We start from the raw sequence: 2,938 nt of genomic DNA, 5'->3' as shown, positions 1-2,938 counted from the left end.
TATTTTTGGTGATGATGCGCGGATCGCAGATCATCAGCACGCCGCGGTCGCCCTCGTCACGGATCAGGCGACCCGCGCCCTGCTTCAGGTTGATGATGGCCGCCGGCAGTTGATGGTGCACGAAGCCGTTCAGGCCCTGCTTTTCCATTTCGCTGATACGGGCCGCCAGCACCGGATCATCCGGAGGCGAGAACGGCAGCTTGTCAATGATGACCAGCGACAGTGCGTCGCCACGCACGTCCACGCCTTCCCAGAAGCTCTGGCTGCCAATCAGCACGCCATTGCCCGCAGCGCGGAAACGGTCCAGCAATTCCGTACGTCCCGCTTCGCCCTGCACGAACAGCGGGAAATCATGGCCGCGCGCCTCGAACTCTGCACGCAGCCGCTCGGCTGCACGATTGACCGCCCGCAGCGTGGTGCACAGGAAGAAGCAGCGGCCACCGGCGGCCTCGATGGTCGGCAGTGCGGCATCGATGACGGCATCGGTGTATTCAAACGAATTCGGCTGTGGCAGGTTCTGCGGTACGTACAGCAGCCCCTGCTCGGCATAATTGAAAGGGCTCGGCCACGATTGCGCCGGGGCATTCCACAGGCCCATCTGGGCTGCGTAGTGATTGAAATCCTTCTTCACTGCCAGCGTCGCCGACGTGAAGATCCATGAACGCGGCGTACCCTCGCGCTGCTTGTTGAAGATGGGCGCGATCGACAGCGGCGTGCGGTGCAGCTGCAGCGAGGACTGGAAGGCTTCCACCCAGAGCACGTAGAAGGGTTTCTGCGCGGGCGAATCTTCCTGCTCCTCACCCTCGCCTGCTCGCTTGTTGTCGGCGGGCTTGGCCGCTGCCTTGGCGGCGGCTTCGGCCTGGATCTTGGCCAGTTCGTCGGGCGTGCCCCAGTTTTCCAGCTGCCGCAGCAATTCATTGGCACGGTCGCGGCACTGCTCGATGGTCTCGGCACGTTCGGCCTGTTTTTCGAGCACGGCGATCATGTCGTCCATGCAGTCCTTCAGCGTGTCGAGCGACGGGAAGAAGGCGCTGGAAGGCGCAATCTGGTTCAGCGCCAGGCGTACCGATTCTTCCGGGAAAGCCAGCCGCAGATCGCGTGCCGCGCGCTCCACCGGAGCGACCAGGCGCGCCCAGTCAGCGCCATCGCGGGCGTGCGACAGGCCTTCGGCCAGCACGTCGCGGCAGAGTTCGAGAATCTGCGAGGTGGAGATGGTCTCGCCAAAGAATAGCGTGGCCGTATCCGGCAACTGGTGCGCTTCGTCGAAGATGACGGTATTGGCTGAGGGCAGCAGTTCGGCGATGCCTGTGTCCTTCAGGGCCACATCAGCAAAGAACAAGTGGTGATTGACCACCACCACATCAGCCTGCTGCGCTTCCTTGCGCGCCTTCATGACGAAGCAATCCTGGTAGTACTGGCATTCAGCCCCGAAACAGGTATCGCGGGTGGAGGTCACCAGATTCCATACCGAAGCCGTCTCCGGCACCTTGGTCAGCTCGGCCTTGTCGCCGGAGGAAGTGGATTTGACGAAGCGCGAGATCTCGCGCAGGTAGCCCACATCCTCACGTGCGGTCAGGCGGCCGTTCTGCAGGGTGCGCTCCAGGTGGAAGTGGCAGACATAATTGCTGCGCCCCTTGAGCAGCGCCACCGAGACGGGCGCATGCAAGGCCTTGCGCACGGTGGGGATATCACGATTGAAGAGCTGGTCCTGCAGTGTCTTGGTACCGGTGGAGACGATGGTCTTGCCGCCCCACAGCAGCGCCGGCACCAGGTAGGCAAAGGTCTTGCCGGTACCGGTACCGGCCTCGGCGATCAGCGTACCCTGATTGGCGATGGCGTCGGCGATGGCCTTGGCCATCTCGGTCTGGGCATGACGCGGACGATAGCTGCCAACGGCACCGCCCAAGGGGCCGCCTTCACCGAACAGGCGCTCGACCTCGGCATCATGGAGACCAGGTTCTTCGGGGGCAGCGACCTCCGTTCCGGCGGGAACGGTGCGACTGTCGACGTTTTGGGCGGGGGCTTCGGGAGCTGTCACTGCGGCAAACCTGTAGAAGAACACGTGCGGCGCAGACACCGGCGATACCGGCGCAGCTTGCACGTCATTGGGAACAAGGCGCTATTTTACGCGGAGTCGGCGGGTCACCCCCGACTCGCTTGAAAGATGCAGGACAGCTGACCTGGAATGACGAGAAGCTCGCCCGCAACGGCAGGCGCGCAGCGGGGCTCAGGCGGGGATATCGGGGACCAGCTGCATCTTCAGCAGCGCAATGTGGTCCTTCAGTTGCAGCTTGCGCTTCTTGAGGCGGCGCAGTTGCAGGTCCTCCGAACGGGCATCGCGGATGAGCATGTCGATCACGCTATCGAGATCACGGTGCTCGACTTCGAGTTCGATGATGCGGCGCTGGATGTCTTCGCGATGCGTACTGGTCATGATGGCGGCTGGTTGCTGATGTGCTTGCTAGTGTAATGCACCCGCAGGCCCACGCCAAATCGGCATGGGCCTGCGGACGGAGGGGCCAGCGTCAGAACACCTTACTTGGCGGCGGGCTGCTGCGATTGCTGCTGTTGCTGATCCTGCTGTTGCTGGTCCTGCTGTTGCTTCTGCTTGCGCTCGGCGCGTTCACGCTCGTTTTCGGCCTTCTTGCGCTCCACTTCCAGGCGATGCTCCTCGGCTTCCTGGATGCGGCGCTGACGTTCGGCGGCGTTGGCGGCGCGCGACGGTGCGCGCGCGGCTTCCTCAGCCTGCTGGCGCTGGACTTCCGCCTCGTGCTGACGCACACGGTAATCGGCCGGCACGTTCTTGTTCTGGTCGATACGTTGCTGGACTTCGCTGTTCTTGGCGCGGCTTTCCTGCACCTTGCGGGCGGAATCGGCTTCTTTCTGCTTCTGGTCGGCCAGGCGACGGGCGGAATCTTCCTCGTCCTTGGCACGCTGC

At 63.3% G+C, this 2,938-nt stretch carries 2 protein-coding genes and 1 pseudogene; all 3 read right to left on the bottom strand.

The features are described from left to right. On the bottom strand, window positions 1-2,038 hold a 2,038-nt coding region (locus B3873_RS19260), incomplete at its 3' end, for an ATP-dependent DNA helicase (protein ID WP_414651552.1). Between the two features lie 189 nt (window positions 2,039-2,227). Then, window positions 2,228-2,434: a YdcH family protein gene (locus tag B3873_RS19255; RefSeq protein ID WP_006463294.1), complete on the bottom strand. Its 207-nt coding sequence runs from the start codon at window positions 2,432-2,434 to the stop codon at window positions 2,228-2,230. A 101-nt stretch (window positions 2,435-2,535) separates the two neighbouring features. After that, a pseudogene (locus tag B3873_RS19250) lies at window positions 2,536-2,938 on the bottom strand (hypothetical protein); the annotation flags it as partial.

Origin of the sequence: Herbaspirillum sp. UBA812 (assembly GCF_002296545.1) — a bacterium.
In the GTDB taxonomy this organism is placed as follows: domain Bacteria; phylum Pseudomonadota; class Gammaproteobacteria; order Burkholderiales; family Burkholderiaceae_D; genus Herbaspirillum; species Herbaspirillum huttiense.
The sequence above is the reverse complement of the archived record's forward strand: the minus strand, read 5'-3'. Positions and strand labels throughout refer to the sequence as shown.

What these genes read in the sequence shown, in the direction of transcription:
- B3873_RS19255 (WP_006463294.1), bottom strand. Translation starts at nt 2,434, where the DNA reads ATGACCAGTACGCATCGCGAAGACATCCAGCGCCGCATCATCGAACTC.